Source organism: Aquabacterium sp. (assembly GCF_036279655.1).
Classification (GTDB): Bacteria; Pseudomonadota; Gammaproteobacteria; order Burkholderiales; family Burkholderiaceae_C; genus Aquabacterium.
In genome coordinates, this window is sequence record NZ_DASUIT010000003.1 from 12617 (window position 1) to 34447 (window position 21831).

Below are 21831 nucleotides of genomic sequence, written 5' to 3' on the forward strand. Positions count from 1 at the left end.
CATTCTCTGAAAGCACCGACCTCATGAGCACTTCGCCCAACCCCCAGCGCGCCAAGGCTCTGCGCGCCATCGCTGTGACTGTCCTTGTGGTGGGCGGTGGCTCACTGGCGTACTGGGCCCTGTTCAGCCGCCATGTCGAGCACACAGACAACGCGTATGTGCAAGCCAATGTGGTGCAGGTCACGCCTCAGATCGCCGGGACGGTGGTGGCCATCCAGGCCGACGACACCGATGTGGTCAAGGCCGGGCAGACGCTGATCCGCCTGGATCCTGCCGATGCCCGCGTGGCGCTGGACCAGGCCGAGGCCCAACTGGCCCAGACCGTGCGCGAGGTGCGCACCCTGTTCGCCAACAACGCCACGGCGGCCGCACAACTGTCCTTGCGTCAGGCGGAGGTGCAGCGCTTGCAAGGCGACGTGGCGCGGGCGCAGGACGATGTCAGTCGCCGGGCGCCCCTGGTGGCGACGGGCGCCGTGGGGCGCGAAGAGTTCAACCATGTGACGGCGCAACTGAATTCCGCACGCAGCGCATTGGAGGCGGCGCAGTCCGCCATGGCGGCTGCGCGTGAGCAACTGGGTGCGAGTCAGGCGCTCACCGACGGCACGGCGGTCGAACAGCATCCACAGGTGCTGCGGGCGGCGGCCAGGGTGCGCGAGGCCTTCCTGGCGCTGCGCCGGGTCGATCTGCTGGCGCCGGTGGATGGCACCGTGGCCAAGCGCAGTGTGCAGTTGGGCCAGCGCGTGCAGGCGGGTGCGCCGCTGATGTCGGTGGTCACGCTCGATCAGGTCTGGGTGGATGCCAACTTCAAGGAAAGCCAGTTGCAGCGCATCCGCATCGGGCAAGCGGTGGACCTCACCGCCGATGTCTATGGCAAGAAGGTGCACTACCGTGGCACGGTGGCCGGACTGGGCGCGGGCACGGGCGCCGCCTTTGCCTTGCTGCCGGCGCAGAACGCGACAGGCAACTGGATCAAGGTGGTGCAGCGCATCCCGGTGCGCGTGGCCATCCATCGTGAGGACGTGAAGGCCCACCCCTTGCGCGTGGGGCTGTCCATGGAGGCCGAGGTCGATGTCAGTCAAGAAGAGGGTGAGCCCCTGGCCTCGTCCGCCGCCCATCAGCCGGTGGCGCGCACGGCGGTGTTCGACCACCTGAGCCAGGATGCGGATGCCCGTGTGGCGCAGATCATCGCCGCCCACGCTGGGCACCGGGTGCGTCCTGCGTCCGTGAGCGCAGCACCTCGGTCCTTGCCTGGAGCCTGAGCATGAGCGCCGACACCACGGCGGAGGCGGCTGGCGGCCAGGGCGAGTCCGTCACACCTGCGGCCAGCCATCGGCACCCGCCCCTGACTGGGGGCTCGCTCGTGATGGGCACGCTGGCCTTGTCGCTGGCGACTTTCATGAATGTGCTGGACACCTCGATTGCCAATGTGTCCCTGCCAGCCATCGCTGGCAACCTGGGGGTGAGCCCGCAGCAGGGCACCTGGGTGATCACCAGCTTCGGGGTGGCCAATGCCATCTCCGTGCCCCTGACGGGCTGGCTCACGCAGCGCTTTGGTTCGGCGCGGCTGTTCGTCACCAGCGTGCTGCTCTTTGTGCTGGCCTCCTGGTTGTGCGGCCTGGCGCCGTCACTGGAGGTGCTGATCGCCGCCCGTGTGCTGCAGGGGCTGGTGGCAGGGCCGATGATCCCCTTGTCGCAGACCTTGTTGCTGACCAGTTATCCGCCACAGCGAGCGGGCATGGCGCTGGCCATGTGGGCCATGACGACCCTGATCGCGCCCGTGACCGGGCCCTTGCTGGGGGGCTGGATCACGGACAACCTCTCATGGCCCTGGATCTTCTACATCAACATCCCGGTGGGTCTGGGCGCGGCCCTGGTGGCCTGGCGCATCTATCGACCCAGAGAAACACCGACCCGCCAGTTGCCCATCGACTCGATCGGGCTGGGGCTGCTGGTGCTGTGGGTCGGCGCCTTGCAGATCATGCTGGACAAGGGCAAGGAGCTGGAGTGGTTCGAGAGCGGCCAGATCGTGGCCCTGGGCGTGATCGCCCTGGTCGGCTTTGCGGTGTTCGTGGCCTGGGAGCTCACCGAGGAGCATCCGGTGGTGGATCTGCGCTTGTTTGCCCGGCGCAACTTCCTGGTGGGCACCGTGGCCCTGGCCGCTGCCTATGCACTGTTCTTCGGCAACATCGTGCTGCTGCCCATGTGGCTGCAGCAATACATGGGCTACACCGCCACCTACGCCGGCTTTGCCATGGCGCCGGTGGGGCTGCTGGCCATCCTGCTGTCGCCCTATGTGGGCAAGAACGTCACACGGGTGGATCCGAGGCGCTTCACCACTGTGGCGTTCCTGGTGTTCGCGCTGGTGCTGTGGATGCGTTCGCACTTCACGGTCCAGACAGATCTGGGCCACATCATGATCCCCACCATCATTCAGGGGGCGGCGCTGGCATTTTTCTTCATCCCGCTGAGCGCCATCACGCTGTCGGGCCTGTCGATCGAACAACGCCCTGCCGCCTCGGGCCTGAGCAACTTTGCGCGCATCACGGCCGGCTCCATGGGGACCTCCATTGCCACGACCTTGTGGGATGACCGGGCCACCATGCACCATGCCCACCTGACAGAAAAGCTCACGCAGGGCGACGCGGCCTTCCATGAGGCCCTGGGGGGGCTGAGCCGTGCGGGACTCAGCATGGAACAAGCCGCGGCCCAGATCAACCGCCTGATCGATCAGCAGGCGTTCACACGCGCTGCCGATGACATCTTTCTGGGCTCGGTGTGGCTGTTTCTGCTGCTGATTCCGCTGGTCTGGATGGCCCGTCCTGCCAGGGATGCCGAAAGCGTGGACGCGGGCGGCGCCCACTGAACAGGGCTGGCCCGACGCTGGTGCGGCACTCAGGGGCGCATGCGTGCCAGCGCCTGCTCGAAGGCGTCTTGCGGCGATGTGGTGTCGCAGGCGATCACATGCCGCCAGGGCATGCTGCGCAGCCAGGTGATCTGACGTTTGGCCAACTGGCGTGTGGCGGCTGCGCCGCGTTCGGCCACCGCTGCGCGCACCTCGGGCTGGCTCAGGTCCAGCCCTGCGTCCAGCGCCTCCCACACCTGGCGGTAGCCCACGCACCGGATCGAGGGCAGGTTCAGGTGCAGATCGGGGCGCTGACGCAAGCGCAGCACCTCCTCGATCAGGCCGTGCGCCATCATCTGCTCGAAGCGCAGATGGATGCGCTCGTGCAGCCAGCGGCGATCGGTGGGCTCCAGCGAGATCAGAACGACGTCATCGGGCACCACCGTGGCCGCAGGCTGGGACTCGCTGCCCACCTCGGGATCGACCGGGCTGACCGCATGCCGACGCTGGTAGGACGAGATGGGGCGCCCGGTGCTCAGCCACACCTCCAGCGCCCGCTGGATGCGCTGTGAATCATTGGGCGCCAGCCGCGCGGCCGTGAGTGGGTCCACCCGCATCAGCTCGGCATGCAGGGCGGGCCAGCCTTCACTCAAGGCGCGCTGATCCAGTTGCGCACGCACGTCAGGCGCGGCCGAAGGGATGTCGTCGATGCCCTCCACCAGCGCCTTGATGTAGAGCATGGTGCCTCCCACCAGCAGCGGCAGGCGGCCGCGTGCGCGGATCTCCGCCATCAGGCGGCGTGCATCGTTGACAAAGCGTGCAGCGCTGTAGCTCTCGGTGGGATCGAGGATGTCGATCAGGTGATGCGGGACGGTGGCGAGCTCCTGCGCGCTCGGCTTGGCCGTGCCGATATCCATGCCGCGGTAGATCAGGGCGGAGTCGACACTGATGATCTCTATGGGCAGGGCCTGGGCCAACTGCAACGCCAGCGCGGTCTTGCCCGAGGCGGTGGGGCCGGCCAGGATCAGGGTGCGGGCGTCGGCGGGGGCGGTGCTCATGAGGCGCTCGCGGTCGCAGGGTGACCGTCGCGTTGGACCAGGCTCAAGCCGATCCAGGCGGTGATGAAGCCGCCCAGACCCATGCCCAGGGTCAAGGGATAGATGGTGCCGGCCCATTGAGGGGCGCGCATCCACCAGCCCAGCAGGGCGCCAATGAGCACGGCCAGCGCACTCATGAGGAAGCCCGACAGCGCCGAGGCGGCCCCCGCTTGCGAAGGAAAGGGCGCCACGATGCCTGCCTGGCTGCACGGCTGGTGCAGGCCATGGCCCACGGCATAAAGCCACACCCCAGGCAGCAGGGACCAGATGGGTGGGGTGGTGCCGCTCAGCCACACGGTCAGCGTCAGGCCCACACACCACAAGCCGGAGGCCATGGAGAAGGCCGCACCCATGCGCACCGTGCCGGGCAGGCCACGCCGCACCAGCCAGCGTCGGCACAGCACGGTGCCCAGCAGGTAGGACAGCGACATCGAGGCCAGCAGCAAGCCATAGGCCTGCCGGCTGCCTTGCAGGATGTCGATGAAGACGAAGGACGAGGCCGCCAGAAAGACGTACAGGCCGCCGTAGGTCGAGCTGGTCAGGGCCGTGTAGGCGCGGAACATGGGATGAGCGAACACACTGCCCCACTGGCGCAGGTGCCAGGCGCCGCTCTGGCTGACTTGCCGACGCTCATGGGCCAGGCTTTCGGGCAGGGCCCAGGCGATGTAGAGCAGCCCGCACAGCGAGAAGAGACCGACCACTCCCAGCGTGGCACGCCAGCCCAAGTGGGCCGCGACCTGCCCGCCCAGGATGGGGCCGACCAGGGCGATGACACCCAGACCGCTCAGGCCTTTGGAGAGCACGCGCGCGCCCTCCTGAGGGTGGTAGAGATCGCGGATCATGGCGCGGCCACACACCACGGCCGCCGCCAGGCCCAGCCCTTGCGCGGCGCGTGCCACCAGCAGCACATCGAAGGTGGGGGCCCAGACCGTGAAGGCGCTGGCCAGCACGAACAGACTCAGGCCGGTGAGCAGGGCCGGCCGGCGTCCGATCCGGTCGGAGATGGGGCCCCACATCATCTGGCCCAGCCCGAAGGCCATGACCACGATGGACAGGGTCCATTGCACCGTGGTGGCGTTCACGCCCAGCGCGGCAGGCATCTGCGGCAGGGCGGGCAGATACAAGTCGGTGGCCACCGGTTGCAGTCCCAGCAGGAAGGACAGCGCCAGCACCACCGTCAGGGCGCTGGGGGGAGTCGCGGGGCGAAAGAGACGGAACACGCGCTCAGAAACGCTCGTCGGGCCGCAGGTAGCGCCACTGCCCCTGGGGCAGCTTGCCCAGCACCACCTGCCCCATGCGCACGCGCTTGAGGCCCACCACCTTCAGGCCGACGAGCTCGCACATGCGGCGGATCTGGCGCTTCTTGCCTTCGCGCAGCACAAAGCGCAACTGCTGCTCGTTCTGCCAGGAGACCTTGGCCGGCTTGAGGGGCTTGCCATCCAGCCAGAGGCCGTAGCGCAGTTGCTCCATGGCTTCTTCGGGCACCACGGCGGACACGTTCTCCGCCTCGGGCTGGGCCATGGACTGCACGCGCACCAGGTACTCCTTTTCGACCAGGGCGTCCTCGCCAATGAGGTGGCGCGCGATGCGGCCATCCTGTGTGAGCACCAGCAGGCCGGTGGAGTCGATGTCCAGGCGGCCGGCGGGGGCCAGTTTGTTGAGGTGCCCACGGGTGAACTGCCAGGGAGCGGTGTCGCCTTCCCAGCGGTTCTCGGGGCGCACCAGCACCACGGCCGGTTCGTAGCCGTCTTCGGCCTGACCACTCACATAGCCGATGGGCTTGTGCAGCAAGATGGTGACGCGCTGGGCCTGTTGGGCATGGGCCATCGGGTCGATGGTGATCTGCTGATGGGGCCACACGCGGGTGCCCAGCTCGGTCACGACTTCGCCGTCGACGCTGACCCAGCCTTGCTCGATCCAGTCGTCGGCCTCGCGGCGTGAGGACAGGCCTTGCTCGCTCATGAGCTTGGACAGGCGCACGCGGCCGTCCTCCGGTGCCTGACGCGGGGTGGGCACCGCACGGGCGTCTTGACGCGCACGCGTGGCGTCGCCCGGGGTGCCTCGCTCAGGCTGAGGGGCCCGCTCCGGGCGAGGTGCGCTGTCCTCGGCGGTGCGGACCCGGTTGCGTTTGACCGGCGCGTTGGGGCGCAGCGGCTTGCGGCGCGGGTCGGCGTCCGTGGAGGCAGGCTTGCCTGCGGGCAGGGTGATCTTGCGGCGTTCGCTCATGGCAGGGCTGTGGCGTGGTGGGGCGGTCAGCGTCCACGCATGAAGAGGTTGTCGAGTTCGGCCACGCTGAGTTGTCGCCAGGTGGGGCGGCCGTGGTTGCATTGGTCGGCGCGGTCGGTGGCTTCCATGTCGCGCAGCAGGGCGTTCATCTCGACCAGGGTCAGTCGGCGATTGGCACGCACGGCGCCGTGGCAGGCCATGGTGGCCAGCAGCTCGTGTTGTGCACGCTGGACCACCTGGCTGGATTCGAACCCCGCCAGTTCGGCCAGCACGGAGCGACTGAGCTCGACCAGATCGGCCTGATCCAGGGCCATGGGGCGTGAGCGCACGGCCAGGGTGCCCGGTCCCAGCGGGCCGATGTCCAGGCCCAGGGTGTGCAGGGCCTCGTGCTGGGTTTCGGCGGTGGCCAGCTCCTGGGGCGTGGCCGCGAAGGTCACCGGGATCAGCAGCGGTTGGGCGGGCAGTCGGTCATGGGCGAGCTGGCTCTTGAGTCGCTCGTAGACGATGCGCTCGTGTGCGGCATGCATGTCCACGATGACCAGGCCCTTGGCGTTTTCGGCCAGCACATAGATGCCGCCGATCTGACCGATGGCGCGGCCCAGGGGCCAGTCCTCCGGGGCATGGGCCGGGCTGGCATCGTTGCTGGCGGCCAAGGCTGCCGGTGCCAGGCTGCCGGGCGCGGTGCGGGGGGCCAGGCTCACGTCGGGTTGCCGCCAGCCGGTGTCGGCATCGCGTTCGGCGGCCATCAGGGCAGGGCGTGCTGCGCCAATCGCGGTCGAGGCCGCCCCTTCAGGCCAGGCGGCCCAGCGCTGCTCGGGCGCACGCACGGGCTCGCTCAGCATGCTCGGGGTGACCAGGGCGCCCCAGGGCAGGCGATCTTGCTGGCTGCTGGGCAGGGGGCGGGCCGTGTCGTCAGATCCGGAGGCTTGAGGCGTGGCGGCAGGCGCGGAGGCCAGGACGTCGGGCGCGGGGGATTCGCCCGCACGCGACACAGCCAGCGCGGCCTCCACGGCCTTGCGCACGGCCTGATGCACCTCGCGGCCATCACGGAAGCGCACCTCGATCTTGGTCGGGTGCACATTGACATCGACCAACTCGGGCGTGATGTTCAGGAACAGGGCATAGACCGGCTGACGCTGGCCGTGCAGCACATCTTCATAGGCCGATCGCACCCCATGGGACAGCAGCTTGTCGCGCACGAAGCGGCCATTGACATAGCAGTACTGCTGATCCGCGCGCGAACGGGCGGCGTCAGGGATGCCCGCGCGGCCCAGCACATGCACGGGCCCGATCTGCAGGTCCACCGGGCGGCTGTTGCGCACGAACTCATCGCCCAGCACGTCACGCAGGCGCTGCTCCTGGGAGGCGGCACGCCATTGTTCGACCAGCTTGCCTTCATGCCAGACCGTGAAGCCGACATCGGGGCGGGCCAGGGCATGGCGTCGCACGGCATCAATGCAGTGGGCCAGCTCGGTGGCTTCGGATTTGAGGAACTTGCGTCGTGCGGGGGTGTTGAAGAAGAGCTCGCGCACCTCGATGCTGGTGCCCACGCTGCGCGCGGACGGCGCCAGCTCGCCCGAGCGGGCGTCCAGGCGGTGGGCGTGGCTGGCATCGGGCGTGCGGCTGGCGATCGCCATCTCGGCCACCGAGGACACGGCCGCCAGGGCCTCACCCCGAAAACCCATGGTGTCCACGCGTTCCAGATCGTCGAGTGAGCGGATCTTGCTGGTGGCATGGCGCTTGAGCGCCAGGGGCAATTCCTCGACGGGGATGCCACAGCCATCGTCCTCGATCAGGATCTGGCGGATCCCGCCGGCCAGCAGCTTGACGGTGATCTGGCTGGCCCCGGCGTCCAGGGCGTTGTCGACCAGTTCGCGCACCACGGAGGCCGGGCGCTCGACCACCTCACCAGCGGCGATCTGGCTGATCAGCTCGTCCGGCAGTTCACGGATGGTCGGGCGGGGCGGTCGGTCAGCACTCATCCCCGGGATTGTAGAGGAGTGCCCCCCGGCATGGTCACAGAACGCGGCCATAATCGCGCGCCATGGACATCGCTCACTTTCTGCTGGACTTCATTCTCCACGTCGACAAGCACCTGGCCGAGTTCGTACAGATGTACGGCCCCTGGGTGTACGCCTTGTTGTTCCTGATTGTTTTTGTGGAGACGGGTCTGGTGGTCATGCCCTTTCTGCCGGGCGACTCCCTGCTGTTCGTGGTGGGGGCGCTGGCGGGCACCGGGGCCATGAGCCTGCCGCTGGCCATCGCGGTTTTGCTGGCGGCCGCCATCGCGGGCGACCAGTTGAACTACACGATCGGGCGCCACATCGGCCCCAAGGTCTTTCAGTGGGAGGACTCGCGCTGGTTCAACCGCAAGGCGTTTGATGCTGCTCATGCCTTCTATGAGAAGTACGGTGGCATCACCATCATCCTGGCGCGCTTCATGCCCTTCATCCGCACCTTCGCGCCCTTCGTGGCCGGTGTCGCGCAGATGAACCGTGCCACCTTCACGCTCTTCAACGTGATCGGCGCGGTGATCTGGGTGGTGGGCCTGACCGTGGTGGGCTACCTGTTCGGCAACCTGCCCTGGGTGCAGGCCAACCTCAGCAAGATCATCTGGGGCCTGATCCTGGTGCCGGGCTTGATCGCATTGTTTGGCGCCTGGCGTGCCGGGCGGAACGCCAAGCCTGCTTGAGGCCGTTCACAGGGCCCGGTTGCGGGCCAGCGGCGGGTTCTTGGCGAAGTAGCGGCTGATGCCAGCCTGCAGGGCATCGGCCAGCTCGCGCTGATAGCCTTCGTCCTGCAGCTTGCTCTCTTCTTCGGGGTTGGAGATGAACCCCGTCTCGACCAGGATGGACGGGATGTCCGGTGCCTTGAGCACGGCAAAGCCGGCCTGTTCGACACGCGGCTTGTGCAGTCGGCCGACCTTGCCCAGGTGGCCCAGCACGACGTGGCCCAGCTTGAGGCTGTCCTTGATCTGCGCGGTGGTCGACATGTCCAGCAAGGTGCGCATGACCTGGGCATCGCGCGCCTTGATGTTGACCCCCCCCACCATGTCGGAGGCGTTTTCGCGGTTGGCCATCCACCGGGCGGCCGCGCTGGTCGCGCCTCCCTCGGACAGGGCGAAGACGGAGGCGCCCCGCGCCTGCGGGTTCATGAAGGCATCGGCGTGGATGGACACGAACAGGTCGGCCTGCACGCGGCGTGCTTTGCGCACCCGTTCATGCAGGGGCACGAAGTAGTCGGCCTCGCGGGTCAGCATGGCGCGCATGCCCGGCTGGGCATTGATGCGCTCGCGCAGTTTCTGGGCGATCGACAGGGCCACGTCCTTTTCGTAGAGGCCATTGGGGCCGATGGCGCCGGGGTCCTCGCCCCCATGGCCCGGGTCGAGCGCCACGATCACCAGGCGCTGGGCACCCGCACGCAGCGCGGCGAGTTCGTCGGCTTCGTCCTTGCGCGGTTCGGCTCGGGCTTCAGCCCGTGGCTCGGTGCGTGCCTCTGTCTTGGGGGCTGCGCGATTGGCGGCCCGCTCTGCAGGGCGGCCGCGCAAATCGTCCAGGAACTCTCCCAGCGCATCGTTCATGGCCTCGGCCGCCTGATCCGACGAGGCCGAGCTGGATGACCCGCCTGGAGAGCCCTGTGCCACGCTGGATGCCGGCGTGGCCGGACTGCCCGGGGGGGCTGCGGATGACAGTTTGGCGGGCCCGGAGGCGGCTGAGGCCGAGGGCTGCGTGGCGGCGCTGCTGGCCGGGGCCGATGGGACCGGCGCAGCGCCTGACGCGGTCGGGGACTTGAGCGCCAGGGCGGGATCGCTCTCGGCCGTGGGATAGAGGTCGAACACCATGCGGTGCTGGTAGGCCGCCACAGGTGGCAGACCGAACACCTGCGGCTTGGTGCCCTGCTTGAGATCCAGCACGAGCCGGACCACGCGGGGCTGGTTCTGGCCGACGCGGATGCCACCAATGAAGGGATCGTCCGAGCGCACCTTGCGCACCAGATCGCGCAACTGTGGGCTGAGCTCCAGTCCATCGACATCGATCACCAGCCGAGGCGGGTTGCCCATCAGGAAGTGCTTGGCCGTCAGGGCGGTGTCGGATTCGATGGTGACACGGGTATAGGCCTTGGCGGGCCACACGCGCACGGCCAGCACCTGGGCACCCCAGGCCAGTTGGGCCGAGCCCAGGGAGAGCAGCAGGGTGCCTTGAGCGCCCAGGGCCAGGCCCTGGCTCAAAGCCTGGCGTCGCCCCGGATTGCTCAGGGACGGTGTGGGGTGGTGATGAGGCTTGCGCTTCATGAGGCCTCCTGCAGGCGTGGTGCATCGCCCTGTGCGGCGGGGTGATTCACCCAAGCCTGCACCAGGGCGCATCCCGCCTCAGTCTCACTGTGGCAGTTCACGAGGCGCCTGTCATCGGTATCGGTGTCGATGTCCAGGCAGATGTCGGCCGCAGGCAACAGACCGGCGGCCTTGTCGGGCCATTCGACCAGCTTGAGCCCGGGGCCCGAGAAGATGTCCCGAAAGCCCGCATCCTCCCACTCGCGCGGATCGGCAAAGCGATAGAAGTCGAAGTGCCACACCTGCAGCCCTTCGACATCGTAGGACTCGACCACGGCGTAACTGGGGCTCTTGATGCGACCTTGCACACCCAGGGCCCGCAGCAGGTGGCGCGTGAAGGTGGTCTTGCCGGCCCCCAGGGTGCCGCGCAGCTCGATCAGCACGCTGGACCCATGGCGCAGGGCCGGGGCCATCAGCCGGGCCAGGGCCTGGGCGCTGTTCGCACAGCCCGCCTCGTCGGGCCAGCACAGGCGCGACACCGCACCCCGCCCGCTCACGGGGGCCGGAGAAGCCGGGGGGGCCAGATCAGTCTGAGCTCTTGCTACGATCGTCACATGCATCAGGCGCCATCCCCTTCGACCCCTCCCACCTCCGAGACGCCATCCTGGGAGGGCGATGCGGAGCGGGCGGCGGAGGTGCTGACGCAATTGCGGCAATGGGCCGCGAAGCTGGGATTTTCACAGATTGGCATCGCCGATGTCGATCTGTCAAGTGCAGAGCCCGGTTTGCTGGCCTGGTTGGCGCGCGGTTTTCATGGCGAGATGCACTACATGGCGTCCCACGGACTCAAGCGCGCACGGCCTGCCGAGCTGGTGCCGGGCACGGTGCGGGTCATCACGGCGCGCATGGACTACCTGCCGGCCAGCGTGGGGGAGGGCTGGCAGCGCATCGAGTGGGACCGCCTGCAACGGCCGGATGCCGCCACGGTCTCGATGTATGCCCGGGGGCGGGACTATCACAAGGTGCTGCGTGCCCGGCTGCAGAAGCTGGCGGATCAGCTGGCCGCGCATCTGGGGCCTTTGGGTTACCGCGTGTTCACCGATTCGGCGCCGGTGCTGGAGGTGGAGCTGGCCAGTCGCAGCGGTCTGGGCTGGCGCGGCAAGCACACGCTGCTGCTCTCACGCGAGGCGGGCTCGGCCTTCTTCCTGGGCGAGATCTATGTGGATGTGGCCCTGCCAGTGACGGCGCCCGAGGCGGCCCATTGCGGCTCCTGCACGGCCTGCATCGATGTGTGCCCCACCCAGGCCATCGTGGGCGAGCAACAGGTGGACGCGCGGCGCTGCATCTCTTATCTGACCATCGAGCACCCCGGCGAGATCCCCGAGGCCTTGCGCCCGCTCATGGGCAATCACATCTATGGCTGCGACGACTGCCAGTTGATCTGCCCCTGGAACAAGTTCGCGGCCCGCGCCCAGATCCCGGATTTCGATGTGCGTGAGCCCCTGCGAGATCCCGATCTGCTGAGCCTGTGGGCCTGGGATGAGTCCACCTTTCTGAGGCTCACGGAGGGCAGCCCGATCCGTCGCATTGGCCTGGGGCGCTGGCAGCGCAACATTGCTGTGGCGCTGGGCAATGCCCGCCGTCGCACGGGCGATGAGGCGTTGGTCCAGCGTATCCAGCAGGTCCTGCAGGCCTGGCTGGCTCAGCCCACGGCAGGCACCGATGTTGCCCTGGTGGCGCCCCATGTGCACTGGGCGTTGCAGCCCTGATCAGGGGTTGCTCAGCACCAGTTTGCCGCGCACCTGACGCGAGCCCATCAGCGTGAAGGCCTCTTTGAGCTGAGACATGGGCAACTGGTGCTCGATCACGGGCTTGATCTTGCCTTCCATGTACCAGGCGGCCAGTTGCATCAGGCAGGCGGCATTGTTCTGGGGTTCGCGCTTGGCGAACTCCCCCCAGAACACGCCCATCACCGAGGCGCCTTTGAGCAGGGGCAGGTTCAGCGGCAAGGCGGGGATGGGGCCGTTGGCAAAGCCGATGACCAGGTAACGGCCGCGCCAGGCGATGGAGCGGAAGGCCGCCTCGGTCAGATCACCGCCCACGGGGTCGTAGACCACATCGGGGCCCTTGCCCTCAGTGAGCGTCTTGAGCTCGTCGCGCAGGTTCTGTGTCGTGTAGTTGATGGTGGCATCGGCGCCCAGCGTCTTGCACAGCGCGCATTTCTCGTCGCTGGAGGCAGCGGCGATCACCTTGGCGCCGGCCGCCTTGGCGATCTGGATGGCGGCCGTGCCGACACCGCCGGCGGCACCCAGCACCAGCACGGTCTCGCCTGCCTTGAGAGCCGCCCGGTCCATCAGGGCATGGTAGGAGGTGCCATAGGTGCACAAGAAGGCGGCGGCATCTTCAAAGCTGAAGGCCGGGGGCAGGGGCATGAGCACGGCGGCCGGGCACACGGCGTGCGTGCCGAAACCGCCGGTGCCGGCAAAGCCCGCCACGTGCGTGCCCACAGCCAGATGCCTGACCCCTTCACCGACGGCCTCGACCACCCCGGCGAACTCGGCGCCCGGCACGAAGGGCAGGGGGGGCTTCATCTGGTACTTGCCCTGCACGATCAGCAGATCAGGGAAGTTCAGGCTGGCGGCCTTGATGGCCACACGCACCTCGCCCTTGCCCGGCTCGGGCGTGGGGGCGTCTTTCCAGTTCAGGCCTTCCGGGCCGGTCGTTTCTTCGCAAAACCATGCCTGCATGGGGGGTCTCCGTGTGAGGTGGGGTGAGAGCGTGGTGGATGCCTGTGGCGTCACACCGGCTCGCGGGTGAAGGTGTTGCACTGAGCCATGTCGCCGCTTTCGAAGCCGCGCTTGAACCAGCGCATGCGCTGCTCGCTGGTGCCGTGGGTGAAGCTTTCAGGCACCACACGGCCCTGGGCCTTGTGCTGCAAGGCGTCGTCGCCGATCTGTGCCGCGGCGTTGAGGGCTTCTTCCAGGTCGCCTTGCTCCATCAGTTGCTTGGCGCTTTGCGTGTCATGGGCCCAGATGCCGGCATAACAGTCGGCCTGCAACTCCAGGCGCACACTCATGGCGTTGTATTGCGCTTCACTCATCTGACGACGCATCTGGTCGAGCTTGGCCGAGGTGCCTTGCAGGTTCTGCACGTGGTGGCCCACCTCATGGGCGATCACATAGGCCTGCGCAAAATCGCCGGGGGCGCCCAGGCGCTCGCGCAGGGTGTCGTAGAAGCCCAGATCGATGTAGACCTTCTGGTCGGCCGGGCAGTAGAAGGGGCCCATGGCCGCCTGGCCCTCGCCGCAGGCGGTGCTGGTGCTGCCTCGAAAGATCTGCAGGACGGGCTGCTGGTATTGGGCGCCACGCTGGGTGAACTGTGCATGCCAGACATCTTCGGTGGTGGCCAGCACCTGACGCACGAAGCGAGATGAGGGATCGGGCTGGCCCGATGGGGTGCCCTGATCGGGCGAGGGCAGGGGCGACTGGCTGACCGCAGCGCCACCACCGCTGAGCATGTTGAGCACCGTCAGCGGATTGACGCCCAGCACATAGCTGGCCACCAGGGCGATCACGATGGTGCCGATGCCCATGCCTCGGCCGCCCACCGGCAGGCGGCGCCCGCCGCCGCCCGTGCTGCGGACGTCCTCGACGTTGTCGCTTTCTCTTTGGCCGTCCAGTTTCACAGCGTGGTCTCCAGGCAGGAATGTCAAGGCGAAGGCCAGGGCATGCGCCGCTGGCGATGTTAGCAGCGCGGGCTGCCCATAAAATGGTCTCATGGTTGCAAACACTGCCGCGGCGCCTGCGCTGCCCATCGTCATCATCGGTGCGGGCCTGGCCGGCCTCACCGTTGCCCTGCATCTGGCCGAGACACAGCCGGTGATCGTGCTGGCCAAGCGTCACCTCGAAGAGGCGGCCACGGCCTGGGCACAGGGGGGCATCGTGGGCGTGCTGGGCAGCGACGACAGCATCGCATCGCACGTCAAGGACACCCAGGAGGCCGGTGCCGGGCTGGTGGACGAGCACACCGCCGAGTTCATTGCCCGCCACAGTGCGCAGGCCGTGGAATGGCTGGTTGCCCGTGGCGTGCCTTTTTCGCCTGACCCTGAGGGGCCGCTGGGCCTGCACCTCACCCGTGAAGGTGGGCATGCCGTGCGACGCATTGCCCATGCGGCCGATGCCACCGGCAAGGCCATTCACGATGTCCTGCTGGCCGAAGTCAAGCGCCACCCCAACATCAGCCTGCGTGAGCGCTGGATGGCGGTCGATCTGATCACCAACCATCACCTCAAGCGCAACGGGCTGGAGCGGCCCGCCGAACAGCGCTGCCATGGGGTGTATGCCCTGGACATCGACACCCACCGGGTCGAAACCCTGGCGGCCGCCGCGGTGGTGCTGGCCACGGGCGGCGCCGGCAAGGTCTACCGCTACACCACCAATCCTGAAACCTCGACGGGCGACGGCATCGCCATGGCCTGGCGGGCGGGGTGCCGGGTGGGCAATATGGAGTTCATCCAGTTCCACCCGACCTGCCTGTATCACCCCCAGGAGCGTAGCTTCCTGATCACCGAGGCCTTGCGCGGCGAAGGGGGCATCCTGCGTCTGCCCGATGGCACGCGCTTCATGCACGAGCATGACGAGCGGGGCGAGCTGGCCCCGCGCGACATCGTGGCCCGCGCCATCGACTTCGAGATGAAAAAGCACGGCGTGGACCATGTCTGGCTGGACGCGACGCACCTGGGCGAGGACTTCCTCAAAGAGCACTTCCCCACCATCCACGCGCGCTGCCTGTCCCTGGGCATCGACATCGCGCGGCAACCCATCCCGGTGGTGCCAGCAGCGCACTACACCTGCGGTGGGGTCGTGACCGATCTGCATGGACGCACGGATCTGCCTGGTCTGTACGCCGTGGGCGAGACCACCTACACCGGCCTGCATGGCGCCAACCGCCTGGCCAGTAACTCCCTGCTGGAGTGCGTGGTGCTGGGCCGCACCTGCGCCGACGACATCCAGACGCAGTTGCCCGTCGACACCCTGCGCCTGCCAGGCTGGGACGAATCCCAGGTGACCGATGCCGACGAAGAGGTCGTGATCGCCCACAACTGGGATGAATTGCGGCTGGTGATGTGGAACTACGTGGGCATCGTGCGCACCACGCGCCGCCTGGAGCGTGCCCTGCACCGCATCAAGCTCTTGCGCAGCGAGATCGATGACTACTATGCCAACTTCCGTGTCAGCCGCGACCTGCTGGAGTTGCGCAATCTGGTCGATTGTGCGGAGCTGATCGTGCGCTCGGCGCTGTCGCGTCAGGAAAGTCGCGGCCTGCATTTCAGCCGCGACTACCCCCGCACCTTGCCGGTGAGCTTCCCCACCATCTTGTGCAAGAAGCCCAAGAAGCGCGACGCCTGGCTGCCGTGATGCTCGGGGGGCTGCAAGCTCCTGATGAGAGGCCAAGATCTAGGGGGGGCGGAAAACCGCACTGCTCCCTAGAATCGGCCGACGATGAGGGCGGCGCACCCACAGGGTGGGCCCGAGTCGATCATTCAACGAAGGAGCTCACCATGAACCCACGATTCGCTCTGACCACTGCTCTGGCGCTGGCCTTCTGCACGTCTGTTGTACACGCCGCTGTCATCGACTTCGAATCCGTGCCCGGGGGCTCTCCTTCCGACCAGTTGGCGATCACCAGTCAGTACGAGCCTTTGTTCGGCGTCACCTTCAGCCTCTCTTCCGGTGACTCGCCTTACCTGGAGGCGGTGGGCGGGGCCGATGCCGGGGATGGCTTCGTGAACAATGCGCTCAATGCCGTCGATGTCGCTGCACCGGGCTTCGAGCCCCAACTGCAAGGGCATTTCTTGCGCATCGGTACGACGGGTCTGGCGGCGGTGCCGGTGCCCCGTTTGTTGATCAGCTACACCACCCCGGTGGCCGCTGCTTCGGCCCAGATCTGGGACATCGATGGCGATCCGTCCGCCACTGAGCAATGGCAGGTGGAGGCATTCAACAGCGGCGGTGCGCTCGTGGCCTCATTGCTGAGCCCTCTGGGGACCAGTTACGGGGTCAGCTCGCTGGATGGCAAGCCCTGGACCTGGTCATTCGATCGAGGCGGCGTGGCGGACATTGCCAGCATCTCGCTGACCTTCGTGGGCAGCAAGACGTCGGGCATCGGTCTGGCGTTCGATAATTTCTCGCCATCGTCTCCCGCGCCAGCTGTGCCCGAGCCCGGTGCGCTGGCCCTGGCGGTAGCGGGTGGGCTGACCGTGCTTGCCTGGGGTCGTCGTCAGCGCCGCGCCCGCATGGCATAGCGCGCCTGGACGAACTCGAAGGCATAGCGCACGGACTCATCGACCAGTTGCTGGTTTTCCGTGCGCTCTTTTTCTGTCAGATAAAAGGCCAGGTCGACTTCGTGGCGGATGTAGCGCGGCGGTAGCCGATTGAGGGCCACGCAGGCGACATCGGGCAACTGGGCTTCCTTGAGGAGCGGGTAGTGCTGGGCGTGTTCCAGGACGGACTCGACGACTTGTCGTTCGTAGTAGTTGCGCAGGGAGTGAAAGTCGGCGGGCATGGTGGGGCATCCTCAAACACACTGCAGGAGTGTGCTTGAACGGCCGCCTGTGCGGTGGCCGGATTAGGTGCCAAATTCACGGGCTAGACGATCCGCTCGAGCACCCGCAGCGAGAAGTCGACCGCCTTGACATCTTTGGTCAGCTTGCCGATCGAGATGCGATCCACGCCCGTGGCGGCAATGCCGCGCAGTTGGTCCAAGGTGACCCCACCCGAGGCTTCCAGCAGGGCAGCGCCTCCGGTGATCTGCTGATTGATGGCCACGGCCTCGCGCATCCGCGCTTCGTCGAAGTTGTCCAGCAGGATGCTGACGGCGCCAGCCGCCAGGGCCTCGCGCAACTGCTCCAGGGTTTCGACCTCGATCTGGATGCCGATGTCGTAGCCCTTGGGGGCAGCCTGCTCGGCCACCAGGGCCTGGGCCCGCTGCAGGGCGGCCGTCACGCTGCCGGCCGAGGCGATGTGGTTTTCCTTGATCAGGATGCCGTCGTACAGGGCCAGGCGCTGGTTGGCGCCGCCGCCCGTGCGCACGGCGTACTTCTGGGCCAGACGCAGCCCCGGCAGGGTCTTGCGGGTGTCGAGCACCACGCAACCGCGCGGGTTGGGCGAAGCACCTTCGATGGCCTTCATGTGCTGGTGCGTCAGGGTGGCCACGGCCGACAGGGTCTGCAGGAAGTTCAGGCCTGGGCGCTCGGCGGTGAGCAGCGCGCGGGCGTCGGCCTCAATGGCACACACCGGGGTGTTGGCCGCCATCAGGGCCCCCTCGTCGTAGGCCCAGTCGATGCGAGCGCTGGCGTCCAGGCCCAGCAGGCAGCCTTCGAACCATTCGCGGCCACACAGCACGGCCTGCTCGCGCACGATCAGGCGGGCTTTGACACGCTGGCCAGCGGCCACCAGGGCCGCGGTCCAGTCGCACACGCCCACGTCTTCAAAGAGCGCGTCGCGGATGTTGCGCGCGCGGGCCTCGGCCAGGGTTTCGTTGTGATCGAACATGAATGACAGACGTGAAAGGGGACTCAGGCGGCACCGATGTTTGGCACAAAGCCCTGGGCCGGTTTGGCGATGGCGGCCGGGTTCTGAGCCACGAAGCTGAGCATGCGGTCGATGCAGCCATGGGCCTTTACGCGGGTGGCTTCGTCCACGTGGATCTCTCCCGTGCCATGCTCCAGGCAGGACAGCACGCCCTGCAGCGCATTCATGGCCATCCAGGGGCAGTGAGCGCAGCTCTTGCAAGTGGCGCTGTTGCCTGCGGTGGGGGCCTCGATCAGCACCTTGCCCGGGGCCAACTGGCGCATGCGGTGCAAGATGCCGTTGTCGGTGGCCACGATGAAGGCGGGCGCATCGGACTCGACCACGGCCTTGAGCAATTGCGAGGTCGATCCCACGACATCCGCCTGAGCCACCACGCTTTCGGGGGACTCGGGGTGCACCAGCACCAGGGCGCCGGGGTGCTGCTGCTTGAGCAGGTCCAGCTCCAGCCCCTTGAACTCGTCGTGCACGATGCAGGCACCATTCCACATCAGCATGTCGGCACCCGTTTGCTGCTGGATGTAGCGACCCAGATGGCGGTCCGGGGCCCACAGGATTTTCTCGCCCTGGTCCTTGAGGTGCTTGACGATGGCCAGCGCGCACGAGCTCGTCACCATCCAGTCGGCGCGGGCTTTCACGGCGGCACTGGTGTTGGCGTAGACCACGACCTTGCGGTCCGGGTGGGCGTCGCAGAACTTGGCGAAGTCATCGGCCTCGCAACCCAGATCCAGGGAGCATGTGGCGTCCAGATCGGGCATCAGCACGCGCTTGTCGGGGCTGAGGATCTTGGCCGATTCGCCCATGAACTTCACACCAGCCACGATCAGGGTCTGCGCAGCGTGGTCGCGACCAAAGCGGGCCATCTCCAGGGAATCCGAGACACAGCCACCGGTCTCCAGCGCCAGATCCTGCAAGTCGCCATCCACGTAATAGTGGGCGATCAGGACGGCGTTGCGCTCTTTCAGGAGCGTCTTGATGCGCTCGCGGGTGGCAGCGCGCTCGGCCGCAGGCAGGGTGGGCGGCACCTTGGCCCAGGCATGGGCGGTGCAGCTCTCGCCAGTGGCGTCCTGGCGGGTGTAGTCGTAGACGACGGTGCTCGAGGTCATGGCTTTGGGAACATCAGTTGGAGGCGCGCGGCTGATGCACAGGCCCTCCGTGGTCAAGGCTCACATGCTAGCGCAGGGCGCGACGAGGACCCTTGCGGGCGGGGTGATGGGGCGGCAACTTGCGCAGATCCCATTGCCGCAGGCCATAGGCTATCAGCTCACAAGAGAGCCAGACCACATAGAAGGAAAAGACCACGTCGCTCAGGTAGTGCCCGCCCTGCATGATGCGGCCCAGGCCCACGATGCTGCCGGTGACCACACCGATGAGCAACCAGCGGCGGCGCCAGACTGCGCCGGCAGCCAGGCCGATGCTCATCAGAGAGAAGCCCGCTGCGGCGTGGCCGCTGACAAAACTGCGATGGCGATCCGGGGATGGACCGCGCTCGAACGCCGGGTGAAAGACCTCAGTGCCACCGAAATCGAGGGTCTGCACGGGGCGTGGGCGCCCCATGAAGTTCTTGAAACCCAGTTCCACGATCAGGCCGGAGCTGAGCACGGCCACCAGCAGGCAGCCGACAGCCGTGCGACGCCACAGCCCAGTCAGGCGCTCGGCCACCCCGGGCGCGTGCCAGCGGTTGGCCAGCCTGGCCAGCCAGGGCCCGCCCACTGCCACCACGGCGGCCAGCGCCAGCAGACCATGCCCGACCCTGGGGGTGTAGCGATACAGGGCTTGCACCACCGGGTTGTTGGCCTGGAAAAAGCCTTGATCAACCAGGTAGTAGCGCTGTGAGAACCACAGGTCCACATTGGGCACCTTGGAAAAAATGGCCAGGCTCAAGAACAAACCCGCCCAGAGCAGGCGGGTGTCGAGTGAGGAGGATTCGGTCTCCGTGGTCACGGTTTGGGTCGTTCGGTGAAAGGGGTGTCTTCCGACTGGTCGCCGGCGGTGCCACTTTGCTCCTCGTAGGTGGCGTTGTCATAGCCGACAAAACCACGGGCCAGGAAGAGGTGAAGTTCCAGTTGGCGATCCGAGCCGACGCTGACCACGGCACGCCCCAGTTCTCGTTTGAAGGCGAAGCGCGCCAGGATGGCATCGGGTTGGGGCGATTCTGACAGCACCAGCACGTCCTGGCCGACGGTGTTGGGCATGCTGTGCTGCAGTTGATAGTGGTCCTGACGCAAGCCTTTGGGGTTCCAGGCCATGATGGTGGGTTGATGGGCGCGCCAGTGATAGGCGGCCTGAGTCAGCAGCAGTCGCTTGTCGGCCACCACAGGCAGACCTTGAACGCGCGGATCGGCGAGCAGGGAATCGAGCTGCGCAAAGGCCGCTTCCCAGCCGCGCATGCGCACCAGCACATCGGCCTTGGAGGGCATGCGATCGCCCAGGATGTCGCGGGCGTGGATCACGGCGCCGGTGAGCAGCAGATTGGTCGCCATGGCGAACCACAGCCACTTGTTCGGACGGGGCACCGACAGTGGCACCAGCGGAGCGCTCATGCTGCTGGCCAGCAGCAGGAAGAGGCCGACGGTGGCGGGCGCGGCCCAGTTCAGGTGGGCATCCGCCACAAAGGCTTGGACCACGGCCACCAGCATCAGGGGCACGCTCAGCGCGACCAGAAAGCGATAGGACGTGACCGATGCCAGGTAGTAGGCCGAGGTGCGGGTGGCGCGGGCGCGCTGCTGTCGGGCGTCGGCCGACCCGAACTGGGTGCTGGGGGCGCCGCCCATCAAGGTGCTGGGTGCGGCGCTCGACGGGGCCCCTTGCTGCGTGCTGGCGGCCCACTGGCTGGGGGGCAGCATCTGGCTGGAGGCCGCCCACTGGCTGGCACCCGCCACTTCACGGGGTTCGTTGCGGGCCCGGCGGTACAGCCACAGGCCTGCCAGCACGGCGATCGGACCCAGCATCAGCACCTGCCCAAGCAGGAAGGTCAGCGCCGAGACCGGACCGCCATCCCGATCCGAGCGGGTGGTGATGTCAGCCGTGTGCTGCAGGGTGGGGAAGTCCATCTGGGCGTTCCACACCAGATTGGGGCTGAGGACGACCAGCGCGGCCGCGAGCGCGAGCCAGGGGCCGACACGCACCAGGCCACGCTTGGGCCCTTGCACGCCCCACAGCGTCCACAGAGCCGTCAAGGCAAAGGCGGCCATCGTGTACTTGCTGAGCATGCCCAGACCGCACAGGATGCCGCATATCAGCCACAAGCCGATGCGGTTGGTGACCTGCGCACGCCACAGGGCCCAGGCCGCCAGCGTCCAGAACAGCAGCAAGGGGGCATCGGTGCTGGCAAACATGCCCAGCAGGCCGACCATGGGGGCGGTGAGGAACAGGGCGCCCGCCACCACACCGGTGCGCACGCCACTGGTCGTGGGCCACAGGGCGCGGGCCAGGCCCACCATGGCCGCTGCGGTGGCGATGTAGCAGGCCATGCTCAGGAGCTTGACGCCTTCCACACTGTTGCCAAACAACATGGTGCTCAGTTTCACCAGGCCCGCAATCACCGGTGGCTTGGAGTAGTAGCCCCACTGCAGATCACGCGACCAGTCCCAGTACTGCGCCTCGTCGAAGAACAGCGAGATCCCGCTGTAGTGCACAACGCCGACCCGGTAGAGCAGCAAGACGATGCCCAGCGCCAGCAACATCCACATGCGGCGCCCCCACAGTCGCGGCCAGCGATGCACGGGGCGTTGTCCGTTGGTCGACGGGATCTTGGGTGTGTTCGTGCTGGAGGTCGTCGGGCTCGTGGTCATGGTGTGTGGTGCG

The 21831-nt window shown here is 67.3% G+C and carries 19 protein-coding genes; 6 read left to right on the forward strand and 13 right to left on the reverse strand.

The window, feature by feature from the left end:
- Positions 1-23: 23 nt before the first annotated feature.
- Together VFW84_RS00210 and VFW84_RS00215 are read left to right on the forward strand one after the other, a co-directional pair.
- Positions 24-1259, forward strand: a complete 1236-nt coding sequence (locus VFW84_RS00210) for an efflux RND transporter periplasmic adaptor subunit (protein WP_329678407.1) — start codon at positions 24-26, stop codon at positions 1257-1259.
- A 2-nt stretch (positions 1260-1261) separates the two neighbouring features.
- Positions 1262-2863: a DHA2 family efflux MFS transporter permease subunit gene (locus VFW84_RS00215; RefSeq protein WP_414638837.1), complete on the forward strand. Its 1602-nt coding sequence runs from the start codon at positions 1262-1264 to the stop codon at positions 2861-2863.
- Positions 2864-2892: 29 nt separating this feature from the next.
- Here the strand turns inward: VFW84_RS00215 and miaA are convergent, their stop codons facing one another.
- Genes miaA through mutL form a run of 4 tightly spaced genes read right to left on the reverse strand, consistent with a single transcriptional unit; the run spans position 2893 to position 8198 of the window.
- Positions 2893-3900: a tRNA (adenosine(37)-N6)-dimethylallyltransferase MiaA gene (miaA, locus tag VFW84_RS00220; protein WP_329678408.1), complete on the reverse strand. Its 1008-nt coding sequence runs from the start codon at positions 3898-3900 to the stop codon at positions 2893-2895.
- Positions 3897-5159 (reverse strand): multidrug effflux MFS transporter, encoded by a 1263-nt coding sequence (locus VFW84_RS00225; protein WP_329678409.1) that lies wholly within the window; start codon positions 5157-5159, stop codon positions 3897-3899. Before VFW84_RS00225 ends, miaA begins: the two co-directional genes overlap by 4 nt.
- Positions 5160-5163: 4 nt before the next feature.
- Positions 5164-6165: a pseudouridine synthase gene (locus tag VFW84_RS00230; protein WP_414638838.1), complete on the reverse strand. Its 1002-nt coding sequence runs from the start codon at positions 6163-6165 to the stop codon at positions 5164-5166.
- A gap of 26 nt (positions 6166-6191) precedes the next feature.
- A complete protein-coding gene (gene mutL, locus VFW84_RS00235) occupies positions 6192-8198 on the reverse strand; it encodes a DNA mismatch repair endonuclease MutL (RefSeq protein WP_329678410.1) in 2007 nt (668 codons plus the stop codon).
- Positions 8199-8209: 11 nt separating this feature from the next.
- On the opposite strand from mutL, the gene VFW84_RS00240 reads away from it, so the two are divergent.
- Positions 8210-8857, forward strand: coding sequence for a DedA family protein (locus tag VFW84_RS00240; RefSeq protein ID WP_329678411.1), 648 nt, complete (start codon positions 8210-8212; stop codon positions 8855-8857).
- A 6-nt stretch (positions 8858-8863) separates the two neighbouring features.
- Here VFW84_RS00240 and VFW84_RS00245 read toward each other — a convergent pair whose 3' ends face one another.
- Positions 8864-10456: an N-acetylmuramoyl-L-alanine amidase gene (locus VFW84_RS00245; protein ID WP_329678412.1), complete on the reverse strand. Its 1593-nt coding sequence runs from the start codon at positions 10454-10456 to the stop codon at positions 8864-8866.
- Positions 10453-11055: a tRNA (adenosine(37)-N6)-threonylcarbamoyltransferase complex ATPase subunit type 1 TsaE gene (gene tsaE / locus VFW84_RS00250; protein ID WP_329678413.1), complete on the reverse strand. Its 603-nt coding sequence runs from the start codon at positions 11053-11055 to the stop codon at positions 10453-10455. The genes VFW84_RS00245 and tsaE overlap by 4 nt, the downstream gene beginning before the upstream one ends.
- Here tsaE and queG point away from each other — a divergent pair.
- Complete coding sequence (gene queG, locus VFW84_RS00255; protein WP_414638839.1) at positions 11050-12204, forward strand: tRNA epoxyqueuosine(34) reductase QueG; 1155 nt, start codon at positions 11050-11052, stop codon at positions 12202-12204. The genes tsaE and queG overlap by 6 nt on opposite strands.
- On the opposite strand, the gene VFW84_RS00260 is transcribed toward queG, so the two are convergent.
- Together VFW84_RS00260 and ypfJ are read right to left on the reverse strand one after the other, a co-directional pair.
- Complete coding sequence (locus VFW84_RS00260; protein WP_329678414.1) at positions 12205-13182, reverse strand: NADPH:quinone oxidoreductase family protein; 978 nt, start codon at positions 13180-13182, stop codon at positions 12205-12207.
- A 50-nt stretch (positions 13183-13232) separates the two neighbouring features.
- The gene (gene ypfJ / locus VFW84_RS00265; RefSeq protein ID WP_329678415.1) at positions 13233-14120 is read right to left on the reverse strand and encodes a KPN_02809 family neutral zinc metallopeptidase; all 888 of its coding nucleotides are present in this window, start codon (positions 14118-14120) and stop codon (positions 13233-13235) included.
- A gap of 91 nt (positions 14121-14211) precedes the next feature.
- Between ypfJ and nadB the strand changes: the two genes are divergently transcribed.
- Together nadB and VFW84_RS00275 are read left to right on the forward strand one after the other, a co-directional pair.
- Positions 14212-15852: an L-aspartate oxidase gene (nadB, locus tag VFW84_RS00270; RefSeq protein ID WP_329678416.1), complete on the forward strand. Its 1641-nt coding sequence runs from the start codon at positions 14212-14214 to the stop codon at positions 15850-15852.
- 143 nt (positions 15853-15995) lie between these two features.
- Positions 15996-16739 carry a hypothetical protein gene (locus tag VFW84_RS00275; RefSeq protein WP_329678417.1) on the forward strand — a complete coding sequence of 248 codons (744 nt, stop codon included), beginning with the start codon at positions 15996-15998 and terminating at the stop codon, positions 16737-16739.
- Here the strand turns inward: VFW84_RS00275 and VFW84_RS00280 are convergent.
- The 5 genes from VFW84_RS00280 to VFW84_RS00300 form a co-directional block, all read right to left on the reverse strand.
- Complete coding sequence (locus tag VFW84_RS00280) at positions 16715-16999, reverse strand: late competence development ComFB family protein (RefSeq protein ID WP_329678418.1); 285 nt, start codon at positions 16997-16999, stop codon at positions 16715-16717. The two genes, VFW84_RS00275 and VFW84_RS00280, sit on opposite strands and share 25 nt — an antisense overlap.
- An 83-nt stretch (positions 17000-17082) precedes the next feature.
- On the reverse strand, positions 17083-17988 hold the full coding sequence (gene nadC, locus VFW84_RS00285; protein WP_329678419.1) for a carboxylating nicotinate-nucleotide diphosphorylase: 906 nt from the start codon (positions 17986-17988) through the stop codon (positions 17083-17085).
- A gap of 23 nt (positions 17989-18011) precedes the next feature.
- Complete coding sequence (gene nadA, locus VFW84_RS00290) at positions 18012-19130, reverse strand: quinolinate synthase NadA (protein WP_329678420.1); 1119 nt, start codon at positions 19128-19130, stop codon at positions 18012-18014.
- 67 nt (positions 19131-19197) lie between these two features.
- Entirely contained in the window at positions 19198-19968 is a 771-nt protein-coding gene (locus tag VFW84_RS00295; protein ID WP_329678421.1) for a phosphatase PAP2 family protein, read from the reverse strand.
- Positions 19965-21818: a glycosyltransferase family 39 protein gene (locus VFW84_RS00300; protein WP_329678422.1), complete on the reverse strand. Its 1854-nt coding sequence runs from the start codon at positions 21816-21818 to the stop codon at positions 19965-19967. Before VFW84_RS00300 ends, VFW84_RS00295 begins: the two co-directional genes overlap by 4 nt.
- Positions 21819-21831 lie beyond the last annotated feature (13 nt).